29 protein-coding genes and 1 pseudogene are annotated in these 25,074 nt (G+C 64.3%); 19 read left to right on the top strand and 11 right to left on the bottom strand.

From position 1 onward, the window contains the following. Window positions 1-152: 152 nt before the first annotated feature. Window positions 153-557 carry a ribonucleotide reductase subunit alpha gene (locus ACZLIB_RS13280; RefSeq protein WP_329893665.1) on the top strand — a complete coding sequence of 135 codons (405 nt, stop codon included), beginning with the start codon at window positions 153-155 and terminating at the stop codon, window positions 555-557. On the opposite strand, the gene ACZLIB_RS13285 is transcribed toward ACZLIB_RS13280, so the two are convergent. Beyond that, the gene (locus ACZLIB_RS13285) at window positions 551-880 is read right to left on the bottom strand and encodes a hypothetical protein (protein ID WP_197611958.1); all 330 of its coding nucleotides are present in this window, start codon (window positions 878-880) and stop codon (window positions 551-553) included. The genes ACZLIB_RS13280 and ACZLIB_RS13285 overlap by 7 nt on opposite strands. Window positions 881-1,447: 567 nt before the next feature. Between ACZLIB_RS13285 and ACZLIB_RS13290 the strand changes: the two genes are divergently transcribed. The 4 genes and pseudogenes from ACZLIB_RS13290 to ACZLIB_RS13305 all read left to right on the top strand — a co-directional run. After that, window positions 1,448-1,825 carry a hypothetical protein gene (locus ACZLIB_RS13290; RefSeq protein ID WP_336685610.1) on the top strand — a complete coding sequence of 126 codons (378 nt, stop codon included), beginning with the start codon at window positions 1,448-1,450 and terminating at the stop codon, window positions 1,823-1,825. A gap of 209 nt (window positions 1,826-2,034) precedes the next feature. Further along, window positions 2,035-2,535: a hypothetical protein gene (locus ACZLIB_RS13295; protein WP_329893597.1), complete on the top strand. Its 501-nt coding sequence runs from the start codon at window positions 2,035-2,037 to the stop codon at window positions 2,533-2,535. Beyond that, window positions 2,514-3,326: a hypothetical protein gene (locus ACZLIB_RS13300; protein ID WP_050509875.1), complete on the top strand. Its 813-nt coding sequence runs from the start codon at window positions 2,514-2,516 to the stop codon at window positions 3,324-3,326. Before ACZLIB_RS13295 ends, ACZLIB_RS13300 begins: the two co-directional genes overlap by 22 nt. 50 nt (window positions 3,327-3,376) lie before the next feature. Beyond that, window positions 3,377-3,591 (top strand): annotated as a pseudogene (locus ACZLIB_RS13305) (hypothetical protein); the annotation flags it as partial. Window positions 3,592-3,636: 45 nt separating this feature from the next. On the opposite strand, the gene ACZLIB_RS13310 reads toward ACZLIB_RS13305, so the two are convergent. The 4 genes from ACZLIB_RS13310 to ACZLIB_RS13325 all read right to left on the bottom strand — a co-directional run bounded on the left by ACZLIB_RS13310 (window position 3,637) and on the right by ACZLIB_RS13325 (window position 9,778). Next, window positions 3,637-3,972 (bottom strand): DUF6984 family protein, encoded by a 336-nt coding sequence (locus ACZLIB_RS13310; RefSeq protein ID WP_478467843.1) that lies wholly within the window; start codon window positions 3,970-3,972, stop codon window positions 3,637-3,639. A 10-nt stretch (window positions 3,973-3,982) separates the two neighbouring features. Next, complete coding sequence (locus ACZLIB_RS13315) at window positions 3,983-4,162, bottom strand: hypothetical protein (RefSeq protein WP_478467844.1); 180 nt, start codon at window positions 4,160-4,162, stop codon at window positions 3,983-3,985. Between the two features lie 329 nt (window positions 4,163-4,491). Further along, window positions 4,492-5,067, bottom strand: coding sequence for a hypothetical protein (locus ACZLIB_RS13320; RefSeq protein ID WP_478467845.1), 576 nt, complete (start codon window positions 5,065-5,067; stop codon window positions 4,492-4,494). A gap of 4 nt (window positions 5,068-5,071) precedes the next feature. Further along, window positions 5,072-9,778 carry an RHS repeat-associated core domain-containing protein gene (locus tag ACZLIB_RS13325; protein ID WP_478467846.1) on the bottom strand — a complete coding sequence of 1,569 codons (4,707 nt, stop codon included), beginning with the start codon at window positions 9,776-9,778 and terminating at the stop codon, window positions 5,072-5,074. Between the two features lie 307 nt (window positions 9,779-10,085). On the opposite strand from ACZLIB_RS13325, the gene ACZLIB_RS13330 reads away from it, so the two are divergent. Continuing rightward, a complete protein-coding gene (locus tag ACZLIB_RS13330) occupies window positions 10,086-11,027 on the top strand; it encodes an aspartyl protease family protein (protein WP_478467847.1) in 942 nt (313 codons plus the stop codon). A gap of 1 nt (window position 11,028) precedes the next feature. On the opposite strand, the gene ACZLIB_RS13335 is transcribed toward ACZLIB_RS13330, so the two are convergent. After that, the gene (locus tag ACZLIB_RS13335) at window positions 11,029-11,658 is read right to left on the bottom strand and encodes a cation efflux transmembrane domain-containing protein (protein WP_257470772.1); all 630 of its coding nucleotides are present in this window, start codon (window positions 11,656-11,658) and stop codon (window positions 11,029-11,031) included. Window positions 11,659-11,742: 84 nt separating this feature from the next. Here ACZLIB_RS13335 and ACZLIB_RS13340 point away from each other — a divergent pair, with 84 nt between their 5' ends. Further along, a complete protein-coding gene (locus ACZLIB_RS13340; protein WP_478467848.1) occupies window positions 11,743-12,237 on the top strand; it encodes a MerR family transcriptional regulator in 495 nt (164 codons plus the stop codon). Next, a complete protein-coding gene (locus tag ACZLIB_RS13345) occupies window positions 12,234-13,178 on the top strand; it encodes an IS481 family transposase (protein ID WP_478469928.1) in 945 nt (314 codons plus the stop codon). The genes ACZLIB_RS13340 and ACZLIB_RS13345 overlap by 4 nt, the downstream gene beginning before the upstream one ends. Window positions 13,179-13,212: 34 nt before the next feature. Here ACZLIB_RS13345 and arsH read toward each other — a convergent pair whose 3' ends face one another. Beyond that, entirely contained in the window at window positions 13,213-13,941 is a 729-nt protein-coding gene (gene arsH / locus ACZLIB_RS13350; RefSeq protein WP_478467850.1) for an arsenical resistance protein ArsH, read from the bottom strand. A gap of 17 nt (window positions 13,942-13,958) precedes the next feature. Here arsH and ACZLIB_RS13355 point away from each other — a divergent pair, with 17 nt between their 5' ends. The 7 genes from ACZLIB_RS13355 to ACZLIB_RS13385 all read left to right on the top strand — a co-directional run bounded on the left by ACZLIB_RS13355 (window position 13,959) and on the right by ACZLIB_RS13385 (window position 17,820). Then, the gene (locus ACZLIB_RS13355) at window positions 13,959-14,288 is read left to right on the top strand and encodes an ArsR/SmtB family transcription factor (protein WP_478444730.1); all 330 of its coding nucleotides are present in this window, start codon (window positions 13,959-13,961) and stop codon (window positions 14,286-14,288) included. Between the two features lie 15 nt (window positions 14,289-14,303). Continuing rightward, on the top strand, window positions 14,304-14,807 hold the full coding sequence (locus tag ACZLIB_RS13360; protein WP_132810281.1) for an arsenate reductase ArsC: 504 nt from the start codon (window positions 14,304-14,306) through the stop codon (window positions 14,805-14,807). 14 nt (window positions 14,808-14,821) lie between these two features. Beyond that, complete coding sequence (gene arsB / locus ACZLIB_RS13365) at window positions 14,822-15,853, top strand: ACR3 family arsenite efflux transporter (RefSeq protein ID WP_478469930.1); 1,032 nt, start codon at window positions 14,822-14,824, stop codon at window positions 15,851-15,853. Window positions 15,854-16,014: 161 nt separating this feature from the next. Next, on the top strand, window positions 16,015-16,362 hold the full coding sequence (locus ACZLIB_RS13370) for an RcnB family protein (RefSeq protein ID WP_180844400.1): 348 nt from the start codon (window positions 16,015-16,017) through the stop codon (window positions 16,360-16,362). Window positions 16,363-16,434: 72 nt separating this feature from the next. After that, window positions 16,435-16,722, top strand: a complete 288-nt coding sequence (locus ACZLIB_RS13375; protein WP_404830378.1) for a hypothetical protein — start codon at window positions 16,435-16,437, stop codon at window positions 16,720-16,722. Further along, on the top strand, window positions 16,719-17,345 hold the full coding sequence (locus ACZLIB_RS13380) for a hypothetical protein (RefSeq protein ID WP_478467851.1): 627 nt from the start codon (window positions 16,719-16,721) through the stop codon (window positions 17,343-17,345). The genes ACZLIB_RS13375 and ACZLIB_RS13380 overlap by 4 nt, the downstream gene beginning before the upstream one ends. 82 nt (window positions 17,346-17,427) lie before the next feature. Then, entirely contained in the window at window positions 17,428-17,820 is a 393-nt protein-coding gene (locus ACZLIB_RS13385; RefSeq protein ID WP_180844397.1) for a diacylglycerol kinase, read from the top strand. Window positions 17,821-17,869: 49 nt separating this feature from the next. Here the strand turns inward: ACZLIB_RS13385 and ACZLIB_RS13390 are convergent, their stop codons facing one another. The 4 genes from ACZLIB_RS13390 to ACZLIB_RS13405 form a co-directional block, all read right to left on the bottom strand. After that, window positions 17,870-18,625: a DUF3307 domain-containing protein gene (locus ACZLIB_RS13390; protein ID WP_134951469.1), complete on the bottom strand. Its 756-nt coding sequence runs from the start codon at window positions 18,623-18,625 to the stop codon at window positions 17,870-17,872. Between the two features lie 96 nt (window positions 18,626-18,721). Then, window positions 18,722-19,420: a hypothetical protein gene (locus ACZLIB_RS13395; RefSeq protein WP_152907374.1), complete on the bottom strand. Its 699-nt coding sequence runs from the start codon at window positions 19,418-19,420 to the stop codon at window positions 18,722-18,724. Beyond that, window positions 19,417-19,827 (bottom strand): hypothetical protein, encoded by a 411-nt coding sequence (locus ACZLIB_RS13400; protein WP_478467852.1) that lies wholly within the window; start codon window positions 19,825-19,827, stop codon window positions 19,417-19,419. The genes ACZLIB_RS13395 and ACZLIB_RS13400 overlap by 4 nt, the downstream gene beginning before the upstream one ends. Before the next feature lie 84 nt (window positions 19,828-19,911). Further along, window positions 19,912-20,829, bottom strand: a complete 918-nt coding sequence (locus ACZLIB_RS13405) for a M14 family metallopeptidase (RefSeq protein ID WP_125895728.1) — start codon at window positions 20,827-20,829, stop codon at window positions 19,912-19,914. Window positions 20,830-20,974: 145 nt separating this feature from the next. On the opposite strand from ACZLIB_RS13405, the gene ACZLIB_RS13410 reads away from it, so the two are divergent. From ACZLIB_RS13410 to ACZLIB_RS13425, 4 genes are read left to right on the top strand one after another with little or no spacing between them, the layout of a single operon-like run. Next, the gene (locus ACZLIB_RS13410; protein ID WP_049401300.1) at window positions 20,975-21,628 is read left to right on the top strand and encodes a DUF3348 family protein; all 654 of its coding nucleotides are present in this window, start codon (window positions 20,975-20,977) and stop codon (window positions 21,626-21,628) included. A gap of 10 nt (window positions 21,629-21,638) precedes the next feature. Continuing rightward, window positions 21,639-23,903 (top strand): DUF802 domain-containing protein, encoded by a 2,265-nt coding sequence (locus ACZLIB_RS13415; protein ID WP_478467853.1) that lies wholly within the window; start codon window positions 21,639-21,641, stop codon window positions 23,901-23,903. After that, complete coding sequence (locus tag ACZLIB_RS13420; RefSeq protein ID WP_478467854.1) at window positions 23,900-24,538, top strand: OmpA family protein; 639 nt, start codon at window positions 23,900-23,902, stop codon at window positions 24,536-24,538. The genes ACZLIB_RS13415 and ACZLIB_RS13420 overlap by 4 nt, the downstream gene beginning before the upstream one ends. Beyond that, on the top strand, window positions 24,456-24,905 hold the full coding sequence (locus ACZLIB_RS13425) for a DUF2894 domain-containing protein (protein WP_329913325.1): 450 nt from the start codon (window positions 24,456-24,458) through the stop codon (window positions 24,903-24,905). Before ACZLIB_RS13420 ends, ACZLIB_RS13425 begins: the two co-directional genes overlap by 83 nt. The last annotated feature ends 169 nt before the right edge of the window (window positions 24,906-25,074 follow it).

The raw sequence follows: 25,074 nt of genomic DNA on the forward strand, positions 1-25,074 counted from the left end.
AACGGCCCGGAAACCCTCGTCTGCTGGAACGATTGCCAGAGTACGCGGCCGTCAGTTCCATGGGCATGACTTAAATCAATCGTCTTCGGCCCCGCGCGGCAGGCGTTATGGCAGCATGCGGCTTTCCGTGCAGCGGGCGTGTGACAACCCTCATGATGATGAACGATTTCCAGCAGCTGCTGCACGCCGCAGGCCAGCAGGCTGAACCGCAACGCTTGCTGTTCGTATTTGTGCGCGCCGAGCTGCCCGAATCGCCCACCAGCGACCAGCGCGACCGGCATGACCGTCGCGAGGGCGGCACCCTGTCGCCGGTGCTGTGCGTGGACAAGCTGCCGGCCGAGGTGGCCAGCTTCCAGGCGCTGGCCACCGAATCGACCACCACCGGCATCGACTGGGACCTGGTCTTCGTGGCCGCGCTGGACGGCCGCGCCGGTTTCGCGCCCAACAGCGATGAGGCCGCTCGCCCGCTGCAGCTGATGGTCAACGCCATCCATGACGGTCAGATCGGCCGCTTCGCCGCCTTCGACCGGGGCGGCGAGCCTGTTCAGTTCTATTGAGCCACCAGCTGCAGGGTCAGGAAGAAGATCACCAGCACGGTGTTCAGGCCCCAGGCCACGGTCAGCCCGCGCGCGGCCACGCCCAGATTGGGGTTGTGCGCAGTAGGCGCCGCCCGCCACACCGCCGGGATGATCCAGCCGGTATAGAGCAGCAGCACGGCGAATACCCCCAGCAGCAGCGGGGTGCGCTGGTTGGCCAACGCCCAGAGGGCGACCGCCCACAGAATGTTGCTGGGAATGACGCCCTGCAGCCAGAACACACTCCAGAGCCGTGAACGCCCCGGGGTATCGGGCGTCGGATGCAGGGAAGCGGTGGCGGTCATAAGTCTCCTTCTGGTTAGGAAACGTGCCGGACCAGCCTGCGCTTGGTGGCTGGGAACGTCAACCCGAGTCGCACGTCACGCTTTGGCGTCTGTAGCGTCGAGCGATGCTCGACTCAGGCCCCTGCGGAGCCTGTCGCCATCGCCCCTCCCCACCCGCGCCCTTCCCTCCCCCAACCTCGACACCTGTCGCAGATTGCACGGTGCGGGCGGATCACCACGCCAGCCCGCGCTGGCAGTGCTTAACAGCGTGGGAGAATGCCGAAAGCGTCTCCAATCGAGTGATGTTTGCAACTCTTCTGATTGGCATTGCACAGCGCCAGGGGCTCAGATGGCGTGCCACCGGAAAAGGGTGGCCGGGCTTCGAATCCCGTGTTGGCTTTGAGTAAGTGCGCTTGCCAGCCGGCGTCACCATGCGTGGCGCCGGCTGGCAATCCGTCTGCCGGCTATGGCGGGCGGTGCGTTGGGGGCGTTCGCGCCCGCCGGCTTGAAGCCAACCCGGATTCGAACCACGTACCGCCCGCCACCTTTCGGGTGGCGGCTACCGATTGCCCTGCACGGAGTTCTGCCATGAACGAATCGGACGTCCCCCACCTGCACGCCTACCGCAGCACCGCCCACGACGACGGTTCGCCACAGGCTGCACCCGCAGTGGACAGGAACACCTTCATTGCCAACCTCAACCGCATCGGCTCCGGTGCGGCGGCCGATGGCCAACCCTGGCCGGAGCGGCATCAACTGCCCGGCCGCTGCCTGGCCCTGGCCGATGCCGATTGCGCGTTGAGTGGATTGCGGGTGGTGCTGGAAATGCTGTTGGCGGCGGAGCGCACCCGCCAGAACGGCGAACCGGAAGAGTACGTGGGCGACCGCGTGATGGAGGGGTTGGTCATGGCCTGCCAGTCGTTGTGCGCGCAGGCGGTGGGGCGGTTGCAGGTGGGTGAGCAGTAGCCTCTATCGATGTCGCCTCTGCCCCCTTTTCGCCCCGGCGTTCGCCCGCACAAATGCGACGCCCTTCTCCTTACTCACCGTGCGAGGGCCGCTCCAGACCGGCGCGCGCCCCACCCTTCTGACGACACGACCATGCTGGCAAGGCTGATCAGGGCAATTGAATCGCTCGCCCCCTCAGAGTAGTGCAGGATGGAGACGCCGAAAAATCAATGAAGATTGTCAAGAGCACTTTTGCATTGCTCGTCGCAGCTGGTTGCTGCTCGATCCCCCACATCGCACAGGCGTATCAGCTGACCCGAGAAGAGGCAGATGTCAGGCTGATCGGAAGCATCCCTGCGATCTGCCTCCCGCAAAAAGCCCGGCGGCCGTTCCCAGTGTCCTACGTGATGATGATGGAGTCCCACGCACTCCAAGCTGGAAGGTGGACCATCGAGCTGAAGGACGGCGCCGATCCGATGAAACTCAGGCCTGGCAATTGCATTTCATACGATTCAATGCCTGACGGCTACCGGCATGATCCATCCGAAGACGGTAGAGAGAACTCTCCTTTGAGTTTGAACACAATCTACTACTTTCAAATGACCCGGAGAATTCCGATTCTCTGGTACATGCCTACCGCAATCTACGAAGCGACATTCTGCTTGAAAGAGGATACCGATGGCACCGTCAGCATTCAGAAGGAGTCAGCATGCCCCGACTCAAGCAGATGAGCCTTCCGATGCCAGCAGCAATCCTCGCCCTCCTGCTTCTGAGCGGCTGCCACCTTACCCGGAATCAAGCACTTTCACCCAAGCCGGAGGCTGGCACGGTCAAGGTGACCGTCAAGGTCCCCGAGGAGCTTGTGGCCAGAGACATGCAGGTGATCTACCGCTCGACGAAATGCACCACGACGTATCGGTCCACGCTGGACTGGGAAAAACGTACACGAGACAACTATGCGGGACTTGAGCTTCAGCCTGTGCGCCGCCCAGGAACGGATGTTTATGAGGCCACAGTGGCAGTCAATGGCGGCGGAGCATGTCGATGGCGACTAAGCAACGTAACTCTCGGAGTTCGTTACGAAGACGCTTCCAAGTTTGGCGATGACGTGAAACTCGGGGGCGGAGGCGACTTCATTGTAACGTTTGATGAGGCCAACTCTGCATATGGAGGGCCCAACGCCAGGCCCAGCACCAGCATTGATGGCTTTGTTTCGCTGAAGAAGGACTACTATCCTTGGCTATCAGAGCACTTCATCGGCACCCATAGGAAATGGATCAGTCTGACAACGAACGCAGAACAGCCCATCATTATCCGCGTATTCGATGTGCACACCGTCCACTTTGAGCCGATCCTTCATTCCAAGTATCTCGTTCGCTCCTTTGGAACTAAGGAGAAGCAAATAGGCGTCGGCCCAACTTACTACTACCCCGACGGCGGTAGTGGGTCATCGCGTTACCTCAGCAGACCCGACTTCGAGAGGCTTCAGGAAATCCGCATGGCAGGTGAGTCAAGTCATTGAAATGAGCCACTCGACAGGCCCCGCCAGCAAAGGGTCAATCACATTCGGACCCGCACCAGCTGCCGGATACTGCTTGGCCCTGGCCGATGCCGATTGCGGGTTGAGTGGATTAGGGGTGGTGCACGAAATCCTGCTGGCCGCCGAGCGGACCCGGCAGAACGGCGCACCGGAAGAGTACGTGGGCGACCGGGTGATGGAGGGGTTGGTCATGGCCTGCCAGTCGTTGTGCGCGCAGGCGGTGGGGCGGTTGCAGCCCGAAGGGTGAACGCCAGGCGCAACGGCCTTCAGCGAGGAACGCTTTCAACAGGCGTCAATGCTCGCTGAAAGCGCTTCTCAGATCGACGCCGATGATCGGAGAGAAGTCCACCTTGCACAGCTCCAGCTCGAAGAGCTGATCGTGATTATCCAGGCACAGGGTGACTCTCACCGGCACGCCGTCAGCATCGGCAAGCATGGCCGTAGCAATGTCACTGCCGAAAAGCTGGGTCGTGCTGGACAGGAACACCACGCCCCCGAATCCGACGACACCCACATCCTCCATCTGAGCGAGCGCCAGATCCTTCAACAACCGTTCGGACAGCTCGGTCGTCTCCGGCAGCAGCCTGTGGATGAGGGAGACCTCGTCGGGGGTGAGGAACCTGGGCATGGGATGTCCTTCAGGGCACCGCGTCCGCCATCGGCTGATTCTCGATCCGCCATGTCTTAGCGTAGATGAGAATGACGCTTCCGGTCGAGCTGGTCTCGATACGAAAACACTTCAGACCGGACAGCGGATAGCCGACCGCCTTCCAACGATCAAGAAGATCAGCGAGTCCCGGCTCGTCATCATCCACCATGGCGAACTCAATTCGCTCTTCACCCAGTAAAACTGGCAGAGCGTTCTGCGCGAGCAGACATCCTGTGCAGCATGAGCCGGATAGGAAACAGCCATGACAACGCATCGATGGAGAACTTCTTCCAGCGACAGTAGCGGGAACATACAAAGCAGAGGATCTAAAGCAATCTCGACGAGACACGCGCAAACGTCGCCCTGCACATCGAGATGTTCTAGAACCCAAGACAGCGCCACCGCTCCAGCGACGAGCCGCCCCAATAAAGTTCGAGACGCAGCAGGCACTTGGCGGCTGATGGCTACCCGGGGAACACTGGACGATTAACCTTTGGATCAGGCCCCGCCCAGCTTCTTAACATTCTTCTCCTTCACCACGTCCAGCATCGATTTGACCGCCTCAACTCCATGATTCAGGGCCACTATTAGAGAATCGCAAAGTTTCAGATCATGATCATCCAACGCCGGGACTAGTTCCTTCAGCAACTTCAGCGCTAGATCCGTCTTGCCTAATAGCGCCAATGCAGTTGCATGATTGATATGAGCGTGAGCACCTCTCAAGCCCCGCGTCTCAAGAAATGATGCAAATTCCATCAAGGTCATTGAAGACTTCGTTTCAATAACGTTTCGCAGCTCGATCGATGAAAGAATGCTCTCAACCACATCATCGTCTGCCATTTGATCCCTTCCGATAAACGGCCGATCCGCGATTCGGCTGCTGTAGGAAAGATGCGGCCCAAAGGAGTCAAACAATGGAAATACAAAATTCCATACATAGAGCCCCCTTGGGACGAACTCCAGAACAATTCCTTGTGCCACATAGTCATAGTCACTTCGGAAAAAATATCCGCTTGACCCGCCGATCAGGCCGGACCTTTTCCGCAGAAGGCTGCAAATGTATCGCTTGTTCATCTTATCAACGGCCTTCAGGCTTAAGTTCCACCACGAGAGTTCCCTCGGGGAGATTCTTGACGTACTTATTGTACTGATCCCAGGAGATGTAAGCCCAACCAGTCTTCAGATCGAAGATGGCTTGAGGTGCATCAACTGGGCCGTACACAGCGTCCGCCCGTGAGGACCCCGGGTACCCATACCTAACAACCCTACGGCCAGCGTAGCTCACCTCAGTCGCATACTGAGACGTCGGGCATGTGGTATCCACCAGGCGCTTGAACTCACTATGGATGAGCGTTCCGCGTATCCAAGGCAGTGAGCAACGCCATCCACAGGTGGCGTCAATGGTGGACGCTGCTTGGTTTGCCAGCCTCTGGAGCCGATTTCCGACCGCCTGCAACTCCGGTGAAACAGGTACGGCCTGAGGTATGTATTTTTTATCGGCCAAGCCTAGCGGATCGACACGGCCAGTGGGATCTCCGCTTCCATACGCGAACGAGTTCAGTCCACCCATCAACCCAATTGGATCGCTCTGGGTATACCGCCCCACTGCCGGGTCGTATTCCCTCCGATAGTTGTAGAACAGCCCACTCGCATCCGTCGCCTGTTGGCCCGGGAATCGCAGCGCCAACTCGAATGCCACGCCATCGCCGTCCGGGTCGGTACTCGGAATCTGGTTGCCGAACACCTCGCTCTTGTTGCTCCACTCCCAGATCGCCACATCGCGCGCCGGGTCGATCACCACGCGCGGCGTACCCAGATGGTCCGGCTGGATGTAGGCCAACTCCGGCACACCTGCGCTTGGCACGCTGATCAGCGCCACCGGGTAGTTGTCCAGCCAGATGGCCTGCTGCTGCGCCTGGCCCGTGGCCGAGTAGTTGCCCAGCCACTGCCCTGCTTCGTTATACAGAGTGATCTGTGCAGCGCCACCAGCCGGGGTGCGCAGCACGCGCTCGCCGCGATGGTTGTAGGCGTAGCTTTCCAGTACGGCGTTGCCTTGCTTCACCGCGTTCATGCGGTTGGCATCGTTGTAGATGAACGTCTTGCCGCCGATGCTGGTGGTGTTGCCCACCGCGTCATGGTTGCGCGCTTCACCATCCACCGCAGTCAGGCGATGACTGGTTGCGGGATAGGTGTAGCTGGCAGTGCCCGCCGAAGTGGTCAGCGCGGTGCGATTGCCGGTGGCGTCGTAGGCATAGGTTTCAATCGGCGTGCCGGTCGCGCCGTCCTGGGTCTGGGTCAGGCGGCCCAGCGTGTCGTAGGCGTACCTGGCCAGCACCGTCGAGCCTGCGCCGTTCTTCAGCTCGGTGATCGAACCGACGGGGTCATAGCCATAGCCCAGCGACAGGCCGCCTGCGGCCGGGTCGTGCACCGCTCGCGGGCGGTAGTCCAGATCCAGCGGACGCTGTAGCTGGCGGCCGTTGCCATAGGTCCAACCGGTCGCCGGGCCGAAGGCCGCGTAGGTCACGTTGTTCACCACGATCTGGCGAGCTTGGCCGGGCCGGGTCAGTCCGATCTGGCTGATGCGCCCCAGGGTATCGCGCACGTAGTCGGCCACAATGCCATCGGGGTACGTCAACGCCGTCAGGCGGCCCGACTTGCTGTAGGCATAGCGCAGGGTACTGGCCACCCCATTGAGCGTCTGCACCTTGCGGGTGACCTGACCGAAGCGGTCATGGCAGTACTGGGTGCTGCCATTGGCGTGCAGCACCTGCCCCAGGCGCCCCTTGGCAAAGCGCTCGTCGGCAGTACACGCAGCGGGCGCCACGTCGTAGCTGTAGCCCACGTCCAGATTGGGGTCCGGATAGGCGATGCCGATCAGCCGGTTGAGTGCATCGTAGTGATAGGTGGCGGTGACGCCACGCGCATCGGTGGCCGTCTTGCGGTTGCCTGCCGCATCGACGGTGAAGCTGCTGGCGCCACTGTCCGGGCTGACCTGGCCGGTGAGGTCACCGAAGCCGTTATAGGCGTATGTGGTTTGGAGGCCCTTCGGGTCGGTGACCTGGGTCACCTGGTCCAGCACGTTGTACTGGCTGCGGATCTCCGCCGCCACGCCACCCACGTCCTGCAGGGTCTGGGCCAGTCGGTTGAGCGGGTCGTAGTGCTGGCTGGTCACGCGCTGCAGGGCGTCGGTCACCGTCTGCAGGTTGCCGTTGGCATCGTAGGCAAAGCCGGTAGCGTGATTGCCTGCGTCCTTCAGCGCGGTCAGCTGGCCGAGCGTGTTGAACGTCCGTGCCAGGGTGCGACGCAGGGTGCCGCCGGTGTCCAGCGTGTCTTCCTTGAGGCGGTTGCCGGCGTTGTCCAGTGTGTAGTGAATCGTGTTGCCTGCGTTGTCCGCGATGTCGGTCAAGCGCAGGGCAGCATCGTAGACGTAGGAAACGCTACTGCCATCCGGCTCGGTGATCTTCTGCACCTGGCCGGTTGGCCAGTAGCTCAGGCGGGTAACGCGGTCCTCGGCCGTGCTGGCACCGCGTACGGTGATCGAGGTTGGCCAGCCGCGAGCATGGTAGGTGTAGTCGGTGACCACGCCGTTGGCATCCTTGACCGACAACGGCCGCCCGAACGCGTCGTAGGCCAAGGTATCGACCGTCTGGCCCAGCGCATTGGTCACGCTGCGCAGGTCGCCCTTGCGATAGCTGCAGGCACCTCCGGTCGCGCACCCTGCATCATCCGCCGAGTAATAGGCATAGGTAACGGCATCGGCCACATCCGTGCGCGGGCCATCCACACTCTTCAGCAGCCCCTCCACCGGGCAGCTGCCTGCCGCTGCCACATCAGCGGCTTCGCAGTACGTGTAGCTGGTAATGCGCGTCTGACCGGAAGCGGTGTCGGTCACCGTGTTGGCCGTCGGCTGGCGTCGGGAATTGAAGGCCGTGCGGGTTTCGCGGCTACCGATCCGGGTGGTCAGTACCGCATTGGTTTCGACGTCGCGCGCCGTGGTCACCACACGCTGCTCGGGCAAGCCGACCGCTTCGGTCACGGTATGGATGCTGACGGCACGACCGCTTACCGGATCGGTGCCCTGCGCATAGGCGTGCTTGGTCTGGATGCCGCGGCGATCGGTGTAGGTATCCAGACGCCGGCGGAAGTCGACACTCTGGTCGTAGTAGGTCCGGCTGACCGTTCCCTGCGAATCCGTCAGGCCGGTCACCTTGCGCGACGGAGCGCTATCGCCTCCGGGTGTCAGGATGTAGTCGGTCTGCCGCCCCAGCGCGTCGGTCACGACTGCACCACCGTTGGGGCTGTAGGCCAGTGTCACACCATCGGCACCGCCGGCATGCTGACTGGAGATCACACGACCGATGGAATCGTAGGTGAAGGTGCTGTAGCGGCGACCGTCCTCGGTGGTGATACCGGTCAAGTGCTGGGGGAAGTCCTGGTTCTCGTAGTGATACGTCCGCACACCACCACCCGCATAGGTCACCGTGGCGACCTGGTTCTGCGGCGTGTAGGTATAGGTGGCGAGCGCAACGCCTTCGACCAGCACCGAACTGATCAACGCCTCATAGTCGTTGGACTGGTAAACGAACTCGAGCGTGCGGCCACTGCTGTGGGTGACGGCCGCAAGGCGATCGCTGTCATCGTAGATGTAGGTCAGCGACGTGCCATCCGGGAAGCGCTTGGCGGCAAGACGCCCGTCCGCGCCGAAGGTAGAGATGGAGCCCGCTGAATACAGCGTCCAGTTGCCGTTCTGGACCAGACGATCGCCACTGTCGTCGTCCGCCTCATAGGCTTGCCCGATCTTCTTGAATGCACGCTGGAAACCAGTGCTTTCAATGATGCCCACACTGTCAACGCCATCCAGTGCCAGGTGGGCGCCCAGCGAATGGGTCCAGCCATAACCGAAGCCACCGGATGAGGTGGAGATGCCGGAGTGATAGAAACGCGTCAGTGCGATCCAGCCCAGATCAAAGTCCTGCGCGATTTCGTACTTCTCGCCGGTTTTGACGTCACACGGATTGCCGACATTGCCGTCGCAAGGTGCCTTATTCGTCGCCTCGCTGTCCTCTTCCGAGGGACAATTCGTACCGGCGCTGTCCTTGTCGCACTTCTGCGACTTCGAGGTGATGGTAGCAACGAATTCTTCGCTGACGCAGGCGTTGTGCTTGTTGGACCACTGCGTGAACGGGATGGGGCAGTTCAAGCGTCGCGCGCGAACAAGCCCTGTCGTTCCTGCGTCGAAGGGCACGCACGGAGACTCCGCCGAATTGCTGCCCAGCATCCAGGTGACCCGATACTCCCTGACCTCCGAAATTCCATCCATCTCAGGGGCAGTGGCGACCCAGTCTCCTTCCGGCACCGCGGTTTCCCCTGGACACTGGGGATTGATGTCCTGCAAGTCTGCAATGAGCGCTTCCAGCACTTCCTCTTCGGACAGGAAGCCACCATCACCCGCGCCGTAGTAAGTCCAGTCAGGGTCGGAGGGCTGCGTCTTTCCCATCCAGTAGGTAATCGACGTATTTCCGTTCAAGTCCACGACTTTGGACTTGATCTTGTCGACGTACTGCCAGCCGAACTGGAACTCCGGCGGGAACGGGCTGGGCGCCGGCAGATTCTTGATGGCGGCCACCGCCGCCTGCTGGGTCTTGTATTGGGTCGCATCGCCGCCGGGCTGCGAAATACGCCAGGTGATCTTGCTTTCCTGCGCCTGTGCCACAGCAGGGGCGACGAAGCCGACGGCAACAATCGCCAGCACGGCACGCGAGAGGGTCTTCAGTCGTTCCAACATCCCTGTTCTCCTTCCTGGACGAACACAGCGCCGGCGGGAACGAGAACGCGGGGGTAGAGCCCCATCACGTCATGCTTCGGATCGTCCCTGGTCCGGAATGCGGCAGTGCCACATGCCGCCTTTATCGTTGAAGGTGATGACATATTCAAGTCAAGGCCCGCGACATCCGTCACATTTCCACCCGCGCGGATTCCAGATCCAGCCGATTACCGCGACAGCTTTCGGAGCAGCCTGCGGGCAGGAAACACCTGCAACCGCCTGCACCCCTCACGCATCAGAAGATCCTGGACACCCATGGAACAGGATCATGAGGCGCATTCCCCCGCATCACCGTACCGCACTCGGCACTCGCCGTTGGCGCAGCACTGCCATCGCCATCCTCACTCTGCTGACGCTTCCCGTGGCCACCCTCGCCTCACCCGTGGCGGATAGCACCTGTACCCTCCCCGCCCGCCCGGGCGAGCGCATCATCGACGTTCCCTTTGACGTCATCGACGGGCGCATCCATGTGCAGGTGCAGGTCAACGGCAGCGGCCCGTACCGCTTCGCCATCGATACCGGCGCCAGCGGCATGGCCCGCGCGGACAGCCGCCTGGTGCGGAAACTGGCGCTACCCGCGGACGCCAGCACCCGCCACTCCGACGGCGTGCAGACAGCCTGGGCCGATACGGTGCGCATCAACGCCCTCGCGCTCGGCGGGCTGCGCCACAGCGACGTGACCGCGCTCACCCGCGACTACAACGCACGGCAATCCAAAGACCCAGTGTTCGACGGCATCCTTGCGCGCGGATTCTTCGCTGATGGCGTGCTGATCATCGATTACCCGCAACGGCGCCTGCAGTTCCGCCGCGACATCGACCTCCTGCCCGCGCAACCGGACACGCTCGCCTACTCACGCGCCTTCCGCATCCCGGTGACGATTGGAACAGTGACCACAGAGGCGCAGCTGGACACCGGCGCCAACGTCGCGATGGTGCTGCCCACGGCACTCTTCCGGCGGGCAGCCGGTGCCGCAGTGACCACCGGGGATCGACTGACCCTCAGTCACGGCGAGGTCGATGGCGGACGCGCACGGCTGGATGCCACCGTATTGATTGGCGGCCTGGCACTGCAGGGGTTGCACGTACGGGTGTCCGACCGCTATCCGGAAGCGGTGGTGGGCGCCCATGCGCTGCAGGAAGCAGTGGTGCTGATCGATCAGCGCAGCCAACAGGTGGCAGTCTGCCCAAGCAGGCACCACCGCAACTGAGTCACTGTCGGCGTGCTGCCCGCCATGCCGGCCACGCTTCAGCGATCACGCCCACTGCCGACCTCAGGAACAACAGGGCGATCACTGCGCCAACGACAATATCCGGCCAGCCGCGCCCGGTCATGGCCACGCCACCTGCGGCCACCAGCACCCCCAGGTTCGCGGCCACGTCATTGCGCGAGCACTCGAACGTGCTCTTCATGTTGATGTTCAACCCGCGGAAACGCCACAGCAGCGCCAGGCAGGTGAGGTTCGCCACCAGGGCAATGCCACCGAACACCAGCATCAGCGTGCTGGACGGTGGCACCCCATTGACCAGCTTGCCGGCCACTTCGAACACGATGAACACGAAGAAGGCCAGGATCAGCAGACCCTTGGCCAGCGCCGCGCCCGCCTCCCAGCGCGCGCCCCGGTTTACCGCCCACAGGCTCAGGCCATAGACGATGGCATCCCCCAGCATGTCGACCGCGTCGGCCTGCAGGGCGCTGGATCGCGCGGCAAGGCCCGCGCCGAACTCGATGAAGAACATCGCCAGGTTGATTGCCAGCACCGCCACCAGCACCCGCCGCTGGGCGCTGTGCAGCGCTATCGATGCCAGCTCCTGGCGTTTGTGGCCGCAGCACTGGTCCATGGGGGCGCTCCGCCGGGCGCGCCCGGGCTTGAAATGAAAGGGAGCTGCCTTTATCAACCTTGTAGCCCCTACAAGGTCAAGCCCATGACAGCCCCACTTACCATCGGCCAACTGGCCCGCCACACCGGCACCAAGGCAGAGACCATCCGCTATTACGAAAAGATCGGGCTGCTGCAGCCGCCGTTGCGTTCGCAGGGCAACTACCGCTGCTACGGCGCGCAGGATCAACGGCGGCTGGCATTCGTGCGCCGTGCGCGCGAGCTGGGGTTCGCCATCGAGCAGATCCGCGAACTGATCGCCTTCGGCGAACAACGCGAGCACCAGTGCAGTTCGGTGGATGACGTGGTGAAGGCACACATTGCCGACATCGCGCGCAGGATTGCCGACCTGCAGGCGTTGCAGGGCGAACTGCAGCGGATGATCGGCAACTGCCCCGGCGGGCGCGTGGCCGACTGCCGGGTACTGGAAGCCCTGCAGCCTGCGCCGGCTAGCTGTGATCTCTCTGTAGGTTGTTCATCCGGGACATCTTTGGAAAATGGCGGTTACCACACCTTTCCAGACCCCAAAGAGCCCGGATGAACCACCATAAAAATGCCCGTTTGACCGTCCATAGTCGAGCACTTCTTGTTCACCGCATCCTTCACGAGGGCCTGCGCCCGGAAGAAGCAGCTCAGGCGTGTGGCGTCAGCGTGCGTACGGCTTACAAATGGCTCGGCCGATTCCGGGAGTTGGGGCCATCGGGCTTGGAGAACCGCAGCTCAAAGCCTCACCAGACGCCGCACGCCACGCCGGAGCTGGTGGTCGAGCAGATCAAGGAACGCCGCCGTAAGCGGCAGACCTACCTGACCATCTCCAAGGCACTGGGGGTCGGCCACAGTACGATTTCAAGGCTGATGCGCGCCCACGGCCTCAATCGGCTGTGTCAGCTTGATTCGCCCAAGGAGGTCATCCGATACGAATATGATCAGCCAGGAGGGCTGCTGCACCTGGACATCAAGAAGCTGGGCAACTTCCAGCGGCCAGGGCACAGAACCGATGCCAAACGCCGGGGAAACGCCGCGGGCGGTGGCTGGGGCTACGTCCACGTGGCCATCGACGATCACTCCCGAGTGGCCTTCAGCAGCGTCCACCCCAACGAACAGGGCGAAACCGCCTGCCAGGCGTTGCTGGGCGCTCTGGAGTACTACGCCAGCCTGGGAATCACCTTCAAGCGGATCCTGACCGACAACGGTGCCTGCTATCGCTCCACCGCCTTTGCCAAGCTGCTCAAATCCCTTGGAATCAAGCACATCAGAACCAAGCCCTACACGCCGCGGACCAATGGCAAAGCCGAGCGCTTCATCCAGACCAGCCTGCGCGAGTGGGCCTACGCCTGCGAGTACGCATCCTCGGACCAGCGCAATTCCGTTCTGAACCAATGGCTGCACCACTACAACTGGCATCGTCCCCATATGGCGATCGGCGGCCAGCCACCTATCTCCAGAGTGCCGCTGAACAACGTAGTGGGTTTACACAGCTAGCTGAGCAGGAACCGCACGCGATTCGGCACCCGCCTTAGACGCCGGTCGCTCCCGCCGCCCGCGCCAGCTCCGCCGCCAACGCATCGCCCTTGCGCTCGCTGTAACGATCCACGAGGTAGTCGGCGCGGCCACGGGTGAGCAGCGTGAACTTCACCAGTTCTTCGACCACATCCACCACGCGATCGTAGTAGGGCGAAGGCTTCATCCGCCCGTCTTCGTCGAACTCCTGCCAGGCCTTGGCCACCGACGACTGGTTGGGGATGGTCAGCATGCGCATCCAACGGCCCAGTACCCGCAGCGTATTGACCGTCTTGAACGACTGCGATCCGCCGCAGACCTGCATCACCGCCAGCGTCCTGCCCTGGGTCGGCCGCACGCTGCCATCTTCCAGTGGCAGCCAGTCGATCTGGTTCTTGAACACACCGGTCACCGTGCCGTGCCGCTCCGGGCTGACCCACACCTGCCCTTCCGACCAGTGCGACCACTCGCGCAGCCGCTGCACTTCCGGGTGCCCCTTGTCCACGCTATCCAGTAGCGGCAAGGCATTTGGATCGAACACGCGCGTTTCGCAGCCCAGATGCTGCAGCAGGCGTTCGGCCTCCAGTGCCAGCTTGCGGCTGGACGATTGCGGACGCAGTGAGCCATACAGCAGCAGGATGCGTGGCGGTCCCTGGCGTTCGGCCGCCAACCGCTGGTGATCTGGCTGGGGAAGCGAAGCCTCCCTCAGATGGGGCAGCGAAGGACTTGTGATCGGCTTGTTCATTCGACTATTCTAGAAATATGGAAACGTCAAATGCAATCGCTGCGCTCACCGCGCTCGGCCACGCCACCCGCCTGGCAGCCTTCCGCCTGCTGGTCGAAGCCGGCCCGGCCGGTCGCATGGCCGGCGACATCGCCGCAACGCTCCAGGTTCCTCCCGCCACCCTCAGCTTCCACCTGAAGGAGCTGGTACAGGCCGGCCTGGTCGAGAGCGAGAGCCAGGGCCGCCACGTCTGCTACCGCGCGAATTTCAGCGCAATGACCGGCCTGATCGAGTACCTCACGCACAACTGCTGCGCCGGTTCGCCCAGCGAACAGTGCGCGCCGTTGGGCAATCCCTGCAGCTGCTGATTCGGAAACGCCTTCATGTCCCGCTCCATCCTGTTTCTCTGCACCGGCAACAGCGCCCGCAGCGTGCTGGCCGAAGCCACCCTGCGCGCGTGGGGCGGCGACCGCTTCACTGCCTTCAGTGCCGGCAGCCACCCGACCGGCCAGGTCAATCCATTCGCGCTTGCACAGCTTCGCGCCGAAGGCATGCCGGTCGCGGGACTGCGCAGCAAATCCTGGGATGAGTTCGCCGACGCGGCTCCGATGGATCTGGTGATCACCGTCTGCGATGCAGCGGCAGCGGAAGCCTGCCCCGTAGTGTTTGGTGATTTCATCCGTAGCCATTGGGGTCTGCCGGACCCAGCCGAGGCAGAGGGCAGCGATGCCGACAAGGCCGCCGCCTTCGCCCACGCGCATGCCATCGTGAAGGCACGCGTGCAGGCCCTGCTGGCACTGCCCGGGCACGTGTGGCAAGACCGCGGAATGCTGCAGCAGGCGCTGGACCAGATCGGCCACCTGCTGCCGGCAGCGCGCACGCCATGAGCACAGCGGCACCCATGGGCCTGTTCGAGCGCCACCTGACGCTCTGGGTCGCGCTGTGCATCATCGTCGGCACGCTGCTCGGGCACTTCCTGCCCGGTGCTTTCTCCTCCCTGGCGGCGGCTGAAGTGGCCAAGGTCAACCTGCCGGTGGCGGTGCTGATCTGGCTGATGATCATCCCGATGCTGCTGAGGGTGGATTTCGGTGCCATGCGCCAGCTGGGCCAGCACAGGAAAGGCATCGGGGTGACGCTGTTCATCAACTGGGCGGTGAAGCCGTTCTCGATGGCGCTGCTGGGCTGGCTCTTCCTGCGTCACGTCTTTGCGGACTGGCTGCCCGCCGGCCAGATCGACAGCTACATCGCCGGCCTGATCCTGCTGGCGGCCGCGCCCTGCACGGCCATGGTGTTCGTATGGAGCAACCTGTGCCGCGGCGATGCCAACTTCACACTGAGCCAGGTGGCACTGAACGACGCGATCATGGTGGTGGCCTATGCGCCGGTGGTGGCGCTGCTGCTGGGGCTGTCGGCCATCACCGTACCGTGGGATACGCTGCTGCTGTCGGTCGGCCTGTACATCGTGGTTCCGGTACTGGTGGCCGCATTGCTGCGGCGCTGGATCCTGTCGCGCCATGGCGAATCCGGGCTGCAGACGGCGCTGCGCCAGCTGGGGCCACTGTCACTGTCGGCGCTGCTGCTGACGCTGGTGCTGCTGTTCGGGTTCCAGGGCCAGCAGATCGTGCAGCAGCCGCTGGTGATTGCGTTGATCGCGGTCCCGATCCTGATCCAGGTCTATTTCACCTCCGGCCTGGCCTACCTGCTCAACCGGCGCCTGGGTGTGGCGCATTGTGTGGCCGGGCCGTCGGCACTGATCGGCGCAAGCAACTTCTTCGAACTGGCGGTGGCGACGGCCGTGGGCCTTTTCGGTGTCCACTCCGGTGCGGCGCTGGCCACGGTGGTGGGGGTGCTGATTGAAGTCCCCGTGATGCTTTCGGTGGTGAAGATCGTGAACCGGTCACGCAACTGGTATGAGGTACGCGAGCGCGCCTGAGGCAGCCATGCCGGAGGCCGCTGCGTCGTGCCCGAGCCGCAAATTGCAACGCCGTGGAATGCGCCCTGCTGCAACGGTGACAGCTCAAAAGTCCGTTCACACTCCCTGATCCATACTTCACGGCACGACGCCGCATGCAGCGGCAAGGCCCGGAGGTTGCGATGAACACCGCACGCTTGTTCGCCATCGTTTTGACCACGGCTGCCGCGCTGGCCGCGGCACCGGCCTTCGCCGATCCGCCGCACCATGCGCGCGGCAACGGGCCACCGCCGCACGCCGGTGGCCCGCACAACCGTGATGCACCGCCGCCGGGCTGGCAGAAGAAGGCCTGGCGTCGCGGCGAGCGCCTGCCATGGGCGGAAGTGGACCGCCGTTACTGGGTGGATGACTATGCGCGCTACCACCTGCGCGAGCCGGGCCGCGACCAGCGTTGGGTCCGGCAGTCCGATAGCGAGTACCTGCTGGTGGAGATTGCTACCGGGTTGATCATCGACGCGCTGCATCGTTGAATGAGAGGATCCGCCGGGGCACTGATGTAACGAAACGTCCCGACAGCATCCCCTTGTCCCCGGAAGCTGCAGATGCAGACATCAAGAGCACCACTCGCCCTCCTCGCGCTTCTGCTGTCAGCGTCGCCAGGCCATGCCGGCAACAACAGTCCAGCCCACAGTCCAGCCGATGGAAAAGCCATCGAACAGGTGGTCGAATCGTTCCGCACCTCGCTGATCAACAAGGACAAGCCGACCTACATGGGCCTGTTCTTCTCCGACAAACCGGAAGACATCGATCCGCGATTCACGCAGCCCGGCCGAATGAGTGATCTGTCAGACTGGTGCCCACCGTTCGTCCATGCCAGCCAGACCCGATGACCCGGATTGCCGACCTCAACGCCGACCAGCTCGCCCACCACGCGTTCAACATCTTCATCGCCCAGGGCCGTCACGTGGAAGGCGCCCGCGTGATCTACCGTGCGCTGCAACTGGACCCGCATCATCCCGCTGCACTGCGCTGCCTGAGCGATTTCCTGGCCCACCAGGGCACCGAGCCGTTCGCAGCGGCCACGCTGGAGCACGCCCTGTCCGGCGCCGTTCCACTGAATGACGATGCGCGCCGGATGCTGGATGACCTGCGCTTCCTCGACATCTGGTCCTGGGGATTCTCCCGGCACGTCTCCGGCGAAACCAACCTCAGCGGCGAAGCATTCAAGAACCGCGAGGATTTCGTGTTCGATGGCCCGGCCTATGCGGCCTTCCTCAACACGGTCACCGAGCCGGCCGGTTCTCTGCAGGGCGCCTTCCAGGCGGCCGTCCGCATCTGCGGGCTGATGTCCGGCCTGCTGCGCCACCCGGAGAAGGACAATCCGGCGTTCGATGATGTGCTGCGATCCTCCGCCTTCGTCGAGACCGAGGCGTACCCGGCATGGCTGGCCTCGCCGACGGACGATCTGGATGCCCTCGACCAGACCATCCAGGCGCAGCGCCAGGCCGGCTGAAGGAAAATCCAACGGGCGTCCGACGCTTTCCCGACGCCCGCCTGCACATCCTGTCGTGAGATCACTTCATGGCAGGACCGGCATGCAGCCACCCTCCCCCAAGGACAGCGGCAAGTACCCGCATGGCAAGACCGGCCTTCGCCGCATCTTCTACACGCTGATCCATTCGCGCGACGGCTTCATCGCCACCTTCCGTGGCGAAGCCGCCTTCCGGCAGCTGTTGCTGCTGCATGCGCTGCTGATCACCACCGCGTTCGTGCTGGACATCAGCCAGGTCGAACGCGCCGTGGTGCTGGCGGTCTGCTTCATCAGCCTGCTGGTGGAGCTACTGAACTCGGCCATCGAAGCGGTGGTCGACCGCATCTCGCTTGACCACCACCCACTGTCCAAGAACGCCAAGGACATGGGCAGCGCCGCCCAGACCACCGCACTGCTGATGGTCGGCACGGTGTGGGGCGTGATCCTGCTGGGTTAGCTCGCGCCCGATCCGCCGGGCATGGCCCGGCGCCACAACGCCGCAGCCGCTAGCGCCAATGCGAGATGGCGAGCTTGGTCAACATGGTTGCGGCGATGGCCCAACCGAAGCTGAGCATGGTACCGATGATCACATATTCGGTGTGTGCCCGCGCCTGCCGGTCGGCGAAGCGCAGCACCGATTTGGCGGCCAGCATCAACCCCACGCCCTCCGGCTGGCCCAGCAGCAGGAACATGAAGATCAAGCCTCTTTCCAGCCGCCCGATATAGCGCCCTGCGGTCTGCATGCCCTTGTGATCGTCGCTCTGCACGGCTGCGGTCGTAGGCGCCGATTCGGCGCTTCCCATATTGAGTCCTGCCGTGAACGGCGCAAGCAGCTTCTCCACCAGGACGCCGCCGACGTTGACCACCAGGATCAAGCCGCTCGCGATCGACATGCCCTGATACATCAACAGTTGGACCTGGGTCGGGATCATCCCGTACCAGCCATCGCGGGCAACGTGAGGGAACATCAACGCGATCAACACGATGAAGGCGATATGCACCAACTGGTCAATGACGAATGCGTGCACGCCATCGGGGAGCCAATGCACCTTGATCCAGTCCATCACCGCATGGCTGAAACCGATGATGAGATAGACCCATGGGTTGATTGAACCGGTCAGCGCGGCGATGACGAGCAGCACCACTGCTACGTGCAGCAGCAGGCCATGCAGTTCCTGCTTGCGCGCGATCATCTTCGTGGTCTGCAGCACGAAATCGGCGACAAGGTGAGCGGTCAACAGTACGAGCAGCGTTTCAAGCATGTCCTTTCTGCCTGTGAGTCCTTCCTGTGGCTCGCTTCGCGATAGCCAAGTCGCCGCGAAAAGCAACGAAATTTAGTTGCTTAAGCCAAAGCAACGCTATTTAGTTGCTTTTCCAGAACCGTGAACGCTCCCGTACGGCTGCATCAGTGCACGTTCAGCCGCGGTGATCAGCGCCAGCAAGGCAAAGACGCCAGCATCGTGATAGACCCGGTTCACCGATTGTCGGTGCCGGTTCAACGCATTGGCAGCTTCCAACTGCGAGGGGGCATCGGGGATCAGAAACAACGACGCCACCTCAGCCTGACTGCGTGTCCAGCGCGCGACAATAACATCGCAGGCAGACACCACTGCCGGTAACCAGTACAGATCCTCCCGTTGTACTGGCAGGGCTACGTCCATGTCCTGCGTGCGCCCCATGGATTCAAGCAACCGACCGGACAGCACGAATGCCTCACCCAGCGAACGCGACACCGCCTTCCGGTCCAATGCCTCTACCGTACCCAGTCCAATCGCGATCCGGGTGCGCGCCCGCGACTCCGATGCGGCAAGCTTGGCCTTGATCCAGGTCGCCAACCTCAGGAAACCGTGCGGCTGGGTGACCGCCAGCTGCCAGGCGTCGCCCCGGTAGAACTCGGGCCCGACAATGCCCGGCAAAGGCCACTCCATGGCCTGGGCCACGGCAACGGAAATCACTTCACGGACGTCATCAATGGTGGCCGCGTCCATCTCCGTGGACTTGACCAGGTCGCCGGTAAGCACGGCAATCAGATCAGACGATGTATCGGGCATGTTCATACCTTGGGCTGCACAGGCTGTACCTCACAGGACATCTGCGGCTGGGCAGCGCCGGCCACATCTGTGCCGGGCCCGCTCAACGCCATTCTACCGTCGTAGCGGTTGATCACCGCCTGCAGCCTGCCCGCGCCAGCGACCGGCGGAAAATCCAGCCGATACACGTTTGCCTCCACCTCCAGCCTGCCCGCGCGCGCGCTCGGACGGTTGACCCAGACCACCGACGCCTGGCCGGAGTCCAGGATCAACACCATCGGCGCCTGGGGCGTGGCGCTTGTGCTGCTGCAGGACAGCTGGATCACCCGCGGCGGCGTCAGATCAGGCGCCGACAGCTTGCATCCACCGAGTGCGGTCGTCGCCACCAGGACCGATACGAGTGATGGCCAGAGCAGAATCTTGATCGTGGTCATCGCCCGATCGTAACCCGACAATCGATCCTGTGACCCGGCGCATCGTGCAGGAACCTGCCGGGTCCGCTTGCACACCCACGTGCCTTACTTCGTCAGGGCGAAATCCAGGCCTGCGCACACCGCCGCCACCTGCGCATCATTGCATTCCTGCGGGTTGGTACGCGGGCTGTCCGGGTAGACCTCGGTGGTGGTGGCAAAGCGCGCGTCGGTGAAGCCGGCGCAGGCGCCGATCGAACGCGACTCACCCCAGACCACGCCTGGCGACTGCAGCGGCAGGCCGACCAGGTTGCCTTCGGCGTCTGCCGGGGCGATGTGGGTGACCGGGGCAACGGCGGTGATCAATGCCTTCTGGAATTCCGCCTGCGGATCTTCGCTGTTGCCGATCACGTAGAAGCCATCCGGAATGGTGTCGCGCTCGAACGGCTTGCCGTCGCGGGCGCAGCGCGCTGGATCGAACTCGTGCAGGTCGCTGTCGGTGGTCTCGTGCAGGTCCAGGTGCACCAGCAGGTTCGGCTTGCGCTCAGCCACCCAGCGCATCAGCGCGGCGGCCTCTTCGATCTGGCCACCGTCACGGAAGCTGCGGTTCGGGTCGATGGCATCCGGGTTCCAGCGCTGGATGCGCTCGTAGCCCCACGGGCTGACGCACGGCGCCACGATCAGGTTCAGCCGGCCCAGGTAACGCTCGGCCTGCTGCTCCAGGAACTGCAGGGCGCCATGCACGCCGCTGGTCTCGTAACCATGCACGCCGCCGGTGATCAGCGCGGTCGGCAACGCCGGGTTCCAGTCGTGGTTGACCACGGCGAACAGCGGGTAATGGTCCGGCGCATAGTCCAACTGGCCGTACTGGATCACGTCGAAGCTGTCGTCCAGGCGTTCAAGGGCGGCCACCACGTCGTCATGGTAGCTGCGCTGGCGCTGCTGGCGCGCCCGCCACTGTGCGCGTTCCGCGTCGCCCCAGGGCTGTCCGGGGGTGCCGATCGGGTAGAACTGCGCAACAGTCATTGGGTACTCCAAGGGTCGAACGGGATGGGTGCAGCCGGTCATTCTAAGCCTTGTCGCGCCTGCTGGTCCCCTCCCCCCGCCCCGCCTTCATCCAGGCCGGGTCATCTGGTTGTAAAATCAACGGTTTTTGGCCCCTCACCCCTTGATGGCGAACGCAGCGCAGCCGGTCCTGGGTGGACCGGAATTCCTCCGCCTGCTCGCCCGTCTCAGCGACGGCGCGATGCCGGCCAGCAGTCCCGCCCTGACCGATCGCCTCGGCCAATGGGTGGACTGGAGCCGTGCCGTGGCCCTGTCCGGGGCGCTCGGCGGACGCCTGCCCGAGCCGGGTGAGGCCACCGAAGCGGCCGGGGATGTGCTGGACGACTGCGCCCAGGCCCATGCCAGCCTGCTGGCCTCGATCAGTGAGGATGCCGAGGCCGAGCGCCTGCTGGACCTGGCCGAAGCCGCCGCCGCACCCAACTTCGCCTCGCTGCGCCAGCGCTACCGGGTACTGCAGCAGGCCATCCAGACCGCCACCGGGCGCCTGCGCGGCCGCCTGCGCGACCAGCTGGTGCAGGTTTCACCCGAGCTGGCACGGCTGGCCGAGGTCGATGCGGTGATGGAACAGACCCTCACCCCGCGCGAGCACAGCCTGCTGGCCACCGCGCCGGCGGTGCTCGGCGCCCGTTTTGAACGCGTGCATGGCCAGCCCGGCTGGCGCGCGGCCTTCCGCCATGACATGCGCACCCTGCTGCTTGCCGAGCTGCAGCTGCGCTTCCACCCGATCGAAGGGCTGCAAGACGCCCTGCGCTCCCACTGACCGGAACACCATGTCCAGAACTGCTTTCCATGTCGTTGTTTTCCTTGTCGGCCTGCTGGCCGTGTGCTGGATCGGCATTGGCTACGTTTCGGTGCATCCGCTGGGTGCAGCGGTGGCGGCAATCATCGCGGCCTGCTACATCGCCGGTGGCGTGGAGCTGTACCGCTATCGGCAGGCCAGCAGCGGCCTGCGCAGCGCGCTGAGTGACCTGTCCAGCGCGAAGGAGAGCCTTGCGCCCTGGCTGGAGCGCGTGCCGATGGGCCTGCGCAACGCCGTGCGCCTGCGCGTGGAAGGCGAGCGCACCGCCCTGCCCGCGCCGGTGCTGACCCCGTACCTGGTTGGCCTGCTGGTGCTGCTGGGCATGCTCGGCACCCTGCTGGGCATGATGGACACGCTGCGTGGCACTGGCCTGGCCCTGCAGAGCGCGACCGACATGGCCGCCATCCGCGGCTCGCTGGCCTCGCCGGTGCAGGGCCTGGCCGTGGCATTCGGCACCTCGATCGCCGGTGTGGCCAGCTCGGCCATGCTCGGCCTGCTGGCGGCGCTGCTGCGCCGTGACCGCCTGCAGGCCGTGCAGCAGCTGGACCGTGCCATTGCCGGCGACCTGCACCCGTACTCGCAGGCCTGGCAGCGCGCCGAATCGCTGCGCCTGCTGCAGGCACAATCTGCCGCGCTGCCGGCGCTGGTCGACCGCCTGCAGGCGATGACCAGCACCTTCGAACAGCACAGTGCGGCCGCCAATGAGCGCCTGCTGGCCGGCCAGGCCGAGTTCCTGACCCAGAGCCAGGCGCTGCAGGAACGCCTGGCGGTCTCGCTGCAGCAGTCGCTACGCGAAGGTGCCGAGGCCAGCGCCGCCGCCATCGGTGGCGCGCTGCAGCCGATGGCCGAGACCACCCTGGCCGGACTGGCCCACCATGGTGAGGCGCTGCATGCCCGTGTCGAACAGGCGGTGCAGCAGCAGTTGTCTGGCCTGAGCGAAGGCTTCGAGCGCAGCCGCGTGGCGACCGAGGCCAGCTGGGCCAAGGCGTTGAGTGAACAGAGCCAGACACAGCAGGCACTGGTCAGTGAACTGCGTCAGCACCTGCAGGCCTTCAGCGATGGCCAGGGCACGCAGGCCGAAGCACTGGTGACACGCATCGGCGAGCGCCTGCATGCCGATGCCAGCGGCAATGCCGAGGCCTGGCGCGCCGCCGCCGAACAGCAGCAGGCATTGAATACCGCGCTGGTCGAACGCCAGCAGCAGGCATTGCTGGCCACCAGCGAGCATCTGGACGCGCGTGCGCAGGCGCTGCTGCAGGCACTGGAACAGCACCACAGCGCCAGCCAGGCGCTGCTGCAGGATCACGAACTGCAGCGTTCGCAGCAGTGGCAGGCCGCGCAGGCCGCCACCGCCACCGCGCACGCCGAACTGCAGGCCAGCCTGGACAGCCGCGAGCAGCAGCGCCAGGCGCGCTGGGATGCGGTCAGTGCCGAACTACAGCAGGCCCACGCCGCGCTGCAGGCCCAGCTGCAGGCCGGCGACGAACAGCGCCTGCAGCGCTGGAGCGATGCCCTGCAGCATGTTTCCACCGATCTGGCCGAGCGCCTGCAGGCCAACGGCGAACGCCTGGCCACCCAGCAGCAGCAGGTCTGCGACACGTTGGCAGCCACCGCGCAGCAGATCGGCGAGAACGGTCGCGCCCAGGCCAGCGCCACGCTGGCGGAAGTGTCCACCCTGCTGCAGACCGCGGCCGCTGCACCGAAGGCCGCCGCCGACGTCATCAACGAGCTGCGCAGTACGCTCTCCGAGAGCCTGGTGCGCGACAACGCGATGCTGGAAGAACGCGGCCGGCTGCTGGCCACCGTGCAGACCCTGCTCGATGCGATCAACCATGCCTCGCACGAACAGCGCACCGCCGTGGACGCGCTGGTCGGTGGTTCGGCCGAGCTGCTGGAACGCGTCGGCAACCGCTTCACCGACCATATCGCCGCCGAGACCGGCAAGCTGGATGGCATTGCCGCAGCGCTCAGCGGCAGCGCCGGTGACGTCGGCCAGCTGGCCGGCACCTTCGGTTCCGCTGTCGAGCAGTTCGGTACGGCCTCGGCTGAGCTGTCCGGCCGCCTGGAACAGATCGGCGGCGCACTGGATGCCTCGCTGGCCCGCAGCGACGAGCAGCTGGCCTACTACGTGGCGCAGGCACGCGAGGTGGTCGACCTCAGCCTGCTGTCGCAGAAGCAGGTGATGGAAGAACTGCAGCAGCTGGCCACGCGCCGCGGCAAGGCCGGCAGCGCATGAGCGACGAGCTGGAGGTCGATGGCGGTTCGCACGCCCCGATCTGGGCCGCCTTTGGCGACCTGATGTCGGTGCTGCTGGGCGCGTTCGTGCTGATCCTGGTTGGCGTGGTCGCCGTGCAGCTGGAGCTGTCGCAGCGGCTGGACCTGGAAGTGAAGCAGCGCCAGGCCGAAGCCAAGCGCCTGCAGACCCTGGAACAGGCGCTGGCCGGCCCGTTGGCCGCCGGTCGCGTGACCCTGGTCGATGGACGCATCGGCATCAGTGGCAGCGTGCTGTTCGCGCTGAACTCCGACCAGCTGCAGCCGGAAGGCCAGGAGCTGCTGCGCAGCCTGGCCGCACCGCTGGCCGCCTACCTGGGCAGCCGCGAAGAAATCCTGATGGTCAGCGGCTTCACCGATGACGCGCCGGTGCGCGAAGGCAACCGCCGTTTCGCCGACAACTGGGAGTTGTCGGCGCAGCGGTCGCTGACCGTGACCCGCACGTTGATTGCCGATGGCGTACCGGCCGACGCGGTGTTCGCCGCCGCGTTCGGCAGCGAGCAGCCGGTCAGCTCCAATGCCAGCGAAGACGGCCGCGCGCGCAACCGGCGCGTGGAAATCGCGCCGATTGCCAAGCCCAAGGCCGCGGATGCCAAGTAAGCCGCCCGCACTGGAAGGCCTGCGCGCACTGGTGCGCGATCTCGATGCGGGGTCGCGCTCGCTGCCGCATTACCCGCAGGTGCCGATGCTGCAGCAGGTGCAGCGCGAGTGGTCGGAACTGCGCAGCGAACTGCAGGTGCGCCGCTCGCTGCGCACCGAAGCCCCCGCCGACGGCGGCCCGCTGAACTCGGCGGTGCTGGTGCAACGCATGCTCGATACGATGCAGGCGACCAGCCCCGGTTACCTGCGCCACTTCATCGACTACGTGGACACCCTGTCCTGGCTGCAGGCGCTGCAGGATGGCGCCGCCAGCGGCGGCGATACCGCGAAGCCAAAGCGCACGCGCAAGCCGCGCAACGCGGGTTGATCGCGCGTTGATGCCGACCTCGTTCGGCCCCCCTGGATACGACAATCCTGTTCCGCGCTCCTGGTAGACGCCAACCTTGGTTGGCGCTCCACCAACGATGCCGCGCATGCCAACCAAGGTTGGCATCTACCAATGCACGCGTCGGCATGCACGCGTGTAGCGGTGTCAC

This window comes from Stenotrophomonas sp. 220_Sma, assembly GCF_056487375.1.

What these genes read in the sequence shown, in the direction of transcription:
- ACZLIB_RS13410 (WP_049401300.1), top strand. Translation starts at nt 20,975, where the DNA reads ATGGCGAACGCAGCGCAGCCGGTCCTGGGTGGACCGGAATTCCTCCGC.
- ACZLIB_RS13310 (WP_478467843.1), bottom strand. Translation starts at nt 3,972, where the DNA reads ATGCCCAGGTTCCTCACCCCCGACGAGGTCTCCCTCATCCACAGGCTG.
- ACZLIB_RS13380 (WP_478467851.1), top strand. Translation starts at nt 16,719, where the DNA reads ATGACCCGGATTGCCGACCTCAACGCCGACCAGCTCGCCCACCACGCG.
- ACZLIB_RS13425 (WP_329913325.1), top strand. Translation starts at nt 24,456, where the DNA reads ATGCCAGCGAAGACGGCCGCGCGCGCAACCGGCGCGTGGAAATCGCGC.
- ACZLIB_RS13340 (WP_478467848.1), top strand. Translation starts at nt 11,743, where the DNA reads ATGACAGCCCCACTTACCATCGGCCAACTGGCCCGCCACACCGGCACC.
- ACZLIB_RS13315 (WP_478467844.1), bottom strand. Translation starts at nt 4,162, where the DNA reads ATGGTGGATGATGACGAGCCGGGACTCGCTGATCTTCTTGATCGTTGG.
- ACZLIB_RS13330 (WP_478467847.1), top strand. Translation starts at nt 10,086, where the DNA reads ATGAGGCGCATTCCCCCGCATCACCGTACCGCACTCGGCACTCGCCGT.
- arsB (WP_478469930.1), top strand. Translation starts at nt 14,822, where the DNA reads ATGGGCCTGTTCGAGCGCCACCTGACGCTCTGGGTCGCGCTGTGCATC.
- ACZLIB_RS13405 (WP_125895728.1), bottom strand. Translation starts at nt 20,829, where the DNA reads ATGACTGTTGCGCAGTTCTACCCGATCGGCACCCCCGGACAGCCCTGG.
- ACZLIB_RS13375 (WP_404830378.1), top strand. Translation starts at nt 16,435, where the DNA reads ATGCAGACATCAAGAGCACCACTCGCCCTCCTCGCGCTTCTGCTGTCA.
- ACZLIB_RS13360 (WP_132810281.1), top strand. Translation starts at nt 14,304, where the DNA reads ATGTCCCGCTCCATCCTGTTTCTCTGCACCGGCAACAGCGCCCGCAGC.
- ACZLIB_RS13320 (WP_478467845.1), bottom strand. Translation starts at nt 5,067, where the DNA reads ATGAACAAGCGATACATTTGCAGCCTTCTGCGGAAAAGGTCCGGCCTG.
- ACZLIB_RS13395 (WP_152907374.1), bottom strand. Translation starts at nt 19,420, where the DNA reads ATGAACATGCCCGATACATCGTCTGATCTGATTGCCGTGCTTACCGGC.
- ACZLIB_RS13355 (WP_478444730.1), top strand. Translation starts at nt 13,959, where the DNA reads ATGGAAACGTCAAATGCAATCGCTGCGCTCACCGCGCTCGGCCACGCC.
- arsH (WP_478467850.1), bottom strand. Translation starts at nt 13,941, where the DNA reads ATGAACAAGCCGATCACAAGTCCTTCGCTGCCCCATCTGAGGGAGGCT.
- ACZLIB_RS13285 (WP_197611958.1), bottom strand. Translation starts at nt 880, where the DNA reads ATGACCGCCACCGCTTCCCTGCATCCGACGCCCGATACCCCGGGGCGT.
- ACZLIB_RS13400 (WP_478467852.1), bottom strand. Translation starts at nt 19,827, where the DNA reads ATGACCACGATCAAGATTCTGCTCTGGCCATCACTCGTATCGGTCCTG.
- ACZLIB_RS13390 (WP_134951469.1), bottom strand. Translation starts at nt 18,625, where the DNA reads ATGCTTGAAACGCTGCTCGTACTGTTGACCGCTCACCTTGTCGCCGAT.
- ACZLIB_RS13370 (WP_180844400.1), top strand. Translation starts at nt 16,015, where the DNA reads ATGAACACCGCACGCTTGTTCGCCATCGTTTTGACCACGGCTGCCGCG.
- ACZLIB_RS13335 (WP_257470772.1), bottom strand. Translation starts at nt 11,658, where the DNA reads ATGGACCAGTGCTGCGGCCACAAACGCCAGGAGCTGGCATCGATAGCG.
- ACZLIB_RS13300 (WP_050509875.1), top strand. Translation starts at nt 2,514, where the DNA reads ATGCCCCGACTCAAGCAGATGAGCCTTCCGATGCCAGCAGCAATCCTC.
- ACZLIB_RS13290 (WP_336685610.1), top strand. Translation starts at nt 1,448, where the DNA reads ATGAACGAATCGGACGTCCCCCACCTGCACGCCTACCGCAGCACCGCC.
- ACZLIB_RS13295 (WP_329893597.1), top strand. Translation starts at nt 2,035, where the DNA reads ATGAAGATTGTCAAGAGCACTTTTGCATTGCTCGTCGCAGCTGGTTGC.
- ACZLIB_RS13345 (WP_478469928.1), top strand. Translation starts at nt 12,234, where the DNA reads ATGAACCACCATAAAAATGCCCGTTTGACCGTCCATAGTCGAGCACTT.
- ACZLIB_RS13325 (WP_478467846.1), bottom strand. Translation starts at nt 9,778, where the DNA reads ATGTTGGAACGACTGAAGACCCTCTCGCGTGCCGTGCTGGCGATTGTT.
- ACZLIB_RS13280 (WP_329893665.1), top strand. Translation starts at nt 153, where the DNA reads ATGATGATGAACGATTTCCAGCAGCTGCTGCACGCCGCAGGCCAGCAG.
- ACZLIB_RS13385 (WP_180844397.1), top strand. Translation starts at nt 17,428, where the DNA reads ATGCAGCCACCCTCCCCCAAGGACAGCGGCAAGTACCCGCATGGCAAG.
- ACZLIB_RS13415 (WP_478467853.1), top strand. Translation starts at nt 21,639, where the DNA reads ATGTCCAGAACTGCTTTCCATGTCGTTGTTTTCCTTGTCGGCCTGCTG.
- ACZLIB_RS13420 (WP_478467854.1), top strand. Translation starts at nt 23,900, where the DNA reads ATGAGCGACGAGCTGGAGGTCGATGGCGGTTCGCACGCCCCGATCTGG.